The organism is Kitasatospora sp. NPDC088779 (genome assembly GCF_040685395.1).
In the GTDB taxonomy this organism is placed as follows: domain Bacteria; phylum Actinomycetota; class Actinomycetes; order Streptomycetales; family Streptomycetaceae; genus Kitasatospora.
This window is the reverse complement of sequence record NZ_JBFBHW010000109.1, coordinates 1-4,024: the sequence shown is the minus strand read 5'-3', so window position 1 is coordinate 4,024 and position 4,024 is coordinate 1. Positions and strand designations below refer to the sequence as shown.

The following is a 4,024-nucleotide window of genomic DNA, read 5'->3' as shown; positions in this document are numbered from 1 at the left end:
GGTACTGCAGGGGGGACCCTGTGGGAGAGTAGGACGCCGCCGAACAATCATTCACAGAGAACCCCCATCCGGGAAACCGGATGGGGGTTCTCTGCGTTGTGATTCACTCGTCCTGGAGTTCCTCGTCCTCTTCCCACGGCCGCGATTGTGCCTGGGCTGATGCCCGGCCATCGGGTTGAGGTGGTACCGCCGCCGTTCCCCACGCCGGCCGGGTCAGCCAGGCGTCCCTGTCGTTGGTGAGCCGGGCGATGCCCGTCCCGTCCGGCCGCATGGTGTAGAGGTCGGCCTCGGAGCCGGCGGGGGCCTCGGCGAACACGATGGACTTGCCGTCGGGCGCGTAGGACGCGGTGCCGTAGAAGACGTTGGATGGGGCGGGGGTCAGCGCGCCGATGGCGGTGCCGTCGGGGTGGACGGTGTAGATGCCGCCGCCGGGGGCGTCGGTGCGGCCGGCCGGGTAGGTGGTGAAGAGGATCTGGGTGCCGTCGGGGGACCAGTTGGCGCGGTCTCCGGCGCGCAGTTCCCAGGGGGTGAGCTGCCGCAACCCGGTGCCGTCCGCGGCGACGACGTAGATGGCGCGGCTGTTGGCGGGCTGACCGGTGGCACCGGTGCGGTACTCGAAGGTGAGCTGCTTGCCGTCGGGGGACCAACTGGGGTTGCTGACCTGCCCGGAGTACGGCTTGTCGTTGGTGAGGAAGGTGAGCCGCTGGACGTCGGTGCCGTCGGGGCTCATCAGGTAGAGGTCCGAGTACTGGATCTGGTTTCTGTCGGCCGGGTCGAGGGCGCCCCAGGAGCGGCTGAAGGCGAGTTGCTTGCCGTCGGGTGAGTAGGCGGGGGCGCGTTCGTCCTCGTTGGTGCAGTCGGCGGTGCCGGTCTCGCAGAGCTGGTCGATCTGGTGGGCGCCGTCGCCGTTGGTGGAGACCGTCCAGAGGCGGGCGGCGCCGCTTCGTGGGTCGGTCCGGTCGAAGGTGATCGTGCTGCCGTCCGGGGACCAGTCGGGGCGGTCGTCGCGGGTGCGGTCGGGCGGCTGGGTGACCTGGTGCCAACCGGTGCCGTCGGGTGCGAGGGTGACGATGGCGCTGGTGGTGCGGGCGGTGTTGAGGAAGACCCCGCCGACGATCAGACCGTTGTGTGCGGTGGCCGCAGGCGTTCCGGCGGCGGCGCCGACCACGCCGGGGCTCGCGGCGGCGGTCGTCGACTCGGCTGCGGTGGAGGGGGCGTCCGCCTGGATCTCGGACAGGGGGATCTCACCGGGTTCGGCGCCGCACCCGGTCAGCAGGGCGCTCAGCAGCAGAAGGCCCGCACCGGCGCTGGCGCGGGTGCGGGCCTCGGGTGTGGACCTGGGGGACTGCCGTGTGCGGGTCATCCGTGTCATATCCGCTCCGACCTTTCCGACCTCTCCGGCGTTCGCTCCGTCTCCGATGCAGGACGAAGGCCCCTCAAAGGGGCTGTCACTGTGTCAGACGGGGAGCGTCGGCGACCGGGCGACACGCGACGCCTGGCGTTCGGTCGGTCACACGGAGTAGAAGGTCTCGGGAGGGCGGCGCGGGGTGGAACCGGGGCGGGGCTGGTCAGCCCCGGGCGGCGCGGCGCTCGGCCTTGGCGAGGGCCTCCGCCTCGTCCTCGGCCTCGGCGACCTCCAGGGTGGGCGCGGTGCCGTCGAGGTGGGTGGGCAGCCACCAGGTGTCGTCCGGGCCGGAGGGCTTGCCGGGGTACTCGCGCTGGGCCTGGTCGAGCATCTCGCTCATGGCCGCGCGCAGCCGCCTGGTGACCATGACGGGCTTGTCGTTCGGGCCGAGGTGAATCGGTTCGCCGATCATGATGGTGACGGGGACGTGGCGCTTGGTCAGGGTCTTCGGACGGCCCTTGGTCCAGAGCTGCTGGGTGCCCCAGAGGATGACGGGCAGCAGCGGGGTGCCGGAGTCGGCGGCCATCCGGGCGGCGCCGGTCTTGAACTTCTTCAGCATGAACGAGCGGCTGATGGTCGCTTCGGGGAACACCCCGACGACCTCGCCGGCCTTGAGGGCGCGCACGGCGGCCTCGTACGCGGGCTGCCCGTCGGTGCGGTCGACCGGGATGTGCTTCATGCCGCGCATCAGCGGGCCGGAGACCCGGTGCTTGAAGACGTCGTCCTTGGCCATGAAGCGGGTCTTGCGCTTGCCGCCGCGGTAGGCGCCGAGGCCGGCGAAGAGGAAGTCCAGGTAGCTGATGTGATTGCTGACCAGTACGGCTCCGCCCCTGGCGGGGATGTTCTCGGCGCCTACGATCTTGATCCGCACGTCGAGCGCACGGAAGGCGGTGAGTGCGGCGCCGATCACCGGCGGGTACACGAACTCTGCCACGGTCAGTCCTGACTTCCACGGGCCGGAGCCCGGTACGGCGGGTACCCGCGTCGCTGAGCGGGGCCGACCGGAGCGCGGCACGCCGCGGCGGTCACGGGTGATTCACGGAGATGATCCCCCGAACGAGTGCCTGCTGTCACCTGAGCCGTGCGGTCAAGCGGATATTCGCGGTGTGATCTCCGTGATGAGTTCGGGTGGGAACTTTTCCCTCCCCGGCGACCTGGAGGCCCGGTCCGTCCCGGAGGCCCAGGGGGCCCAAGGGGTGGCTAGGCTCCGGCGCCGAGGCGCCCCTGGGCGCGGCGGACGAAGGGGTAGACCTCACGGCCGAGGCAGTAACCGAACGCGGCGTTGAGGAAGGCCGCCGCCAGGGCGAAGGCCGTGGCCAGTAGGCCGAGCCAGGCCACCCCGGTGAGGAAGCCGAGGGCGCCGACGGCGGCGAACACCAGGCCGACTCCCTGCGCGAAGCGGGGTGGCCGCTCGTCCTCGGTCTCGGAGGGCGGGGCCAGTCGGGGGAGGAGGAAGGTCTGGTAGAGCCAGCCGTAGGGGGAGAGCCGCAGGCCGCCGAACGCGCCGAGTGCGAAGACGAGGGCCTGGACGGCCAGCAGCACGTCGCTGCCGGTGATGAGGGCGGCGGCCAGCACGACCGAGGTGAGCGCGGCGGCGAAGCGGGGACCGCGGGGGTCGATCTGCACGAGGGCTCCGGGAGGGTCGCGACGGGCGGCGGCGGGGCGCGTCAGCGACAGCGGGTGGTGGTGGCCCGGCCCAGGTCGACGACGCGGCGGGAGGTCAGCAACGGCGGTGCGGTGCGGTCGGATTCCACCCGGCGATCGTACGCGGGCCCGGCCCGGTGGTCGACCTCCCTTTCGAGGTCCGGGGCCGCTGCCGCAGACTGGGGACGGCCGGTTGGTGGTGTGCGTCGTCGTGTCGGCGCCGGCGACCACCTTCGGGCTGCTACGGGCACGGCACGACGGGAGGCTGAGGGTGCGCACCAACGGCGGGGCGGTACGGCTGTCGGAGGCGGAGCTGGGCGGGGCGCTCGGCGAGCGGGCGACGCTGGTTCAGTTCTCGACGGCGTTCTGTCAGCCGTGCCGGGCCACCCGCCGGGTGCTCGCGGAGGTGGCCGGCATGGTCGACGGGGTGGCGCACGTCGAGGTGGACGCCGAGGAGCGGCTGGAGCTGGCTCGGCGGCTGGAGATCCTGCGGACGCCGACCGTCCTGGTGCTGGACGGGGGCGGCCGGGTGGTGCGCCGGGCGGCCGGACTGCCGCGCAAGGTGGATGTGATCGCGGCGCTCGGCGAGGCGGTGTGAGCCAGGGCCCCGGCGATCCTGCGGCGGATATGCAGTCCGATCAGGTGGTGTCGGGGCTGCCCTGGGGCAGGATGGGCGCAGACGGAAGTGCAGCCGCCCGGCCTAAGCTACTGGCCAGTAGTGACCACTGGACTACTGCCGAGTATGCTGCCAGGAAGTTCCGGACCGGCACGGGAACCCGCTGCCCGGAGCGGGCGCGCACCGTGTTCGCGCCCCGCTTGCACAGCCGCAGCCGCCGGACGAGACCAGTACAGGAGACAGGCCGTGAGCTTGAGGATCGTTGTCTGTGTGAAGTACGTGCCGGACGCGACGGGTGACCGTCGGTTCGCGGACGACCACACCACCGACCGGGAGGGCGTGGACGGCCTCCTGTCGGA

At 71.9% G+C, this 4,024-nt stretch carries 4 protein-coding genes and 1 pseudogene; 2 read left to right on the top strand and 3 right to left on the bottom strand.

Annotation, left to right across the window (positions count from 1 at the left end; genetic code table 11):
* Nucleotides 1–103: 103 nt before the first annotated feature.
* From AB0P03_RS40590 to AB0P03_RS40580, 3 genes are all read right to left on the bottom strand, one after another.
* Nucleotides 104–1,363 carry a hypothetical protein gene (locus AB0P03_RS40590; protein ID WP_363588763.1) on the bottom strand — a complete coding sequence of 420 codons (1,260 nt, stop codon included), beginning with the start codon at nucleotides 1,361–1,363 and terminating at the stop codon, nucleotides 104–106.
* 205 nt (nucleotides 1,364–1,568) lie between these two features.
* Nucleotides 1,569–2,339, bottom strand: coding sequence for a lysophospholipid acyltransferase family protein (locus AB0P03_RS40585; protein ID WP_350887852.1), 771 nt, complete (start codon nucleotides 2,337–2,339; stop codon nucleotides 1,569–1,571).
* A gap of 266 nt (nucleotides 2,340–2,605) precedes the next feature.
* Nucleotides 2,606–3,031 (bottom strand): DUF4395 domain-containing protein, encoded by a 426-nt coding sequence (locus tag AB0P03_RS40580; RefSeq protein WP_363633758.1) that lies wholly within the window; start codon nucleotides 3,029–3,031, stop codon nucleotides 2,606–2,608.
* Nucleotides 3,032–3,245: 214 nt separating this feature from the next.
* Here AB0P03_RS40580 and AB0P03_RS40575 point away from each other — a divergent pair, with 214 nt between their 5' ends.
* On the top strand, nucleotides 3,246–3,647 hold the full coding sequence (locus tag AB0P03_RS40575) for a thioredoxin family protein (RefSeq protein WP_363588758.1): 402 nt from the start codon (nucleotides 3,246–3,248) through the stop codon (nucleotides 3,645–3,647).
* Between the two features lie 264 nt (nucleotides 3,648–3,911).
* Nucleotides 3,912–4,024: pseudogene (locus AB0P03_RS40570) on the top strand (electron transfer flavoprotein subunit beta); the annotation flags it as partial.

What these genes read in the sequence shown, in the direction of transcription:
- AB0P03_RS40590 (WP_363588763.1), bottom strand. Translation starts at nt 1,363, where the DNA reads ATGACCCGCACACGGCAGTCCCCCAGGTCCACACCCGAGGCCCGCACC.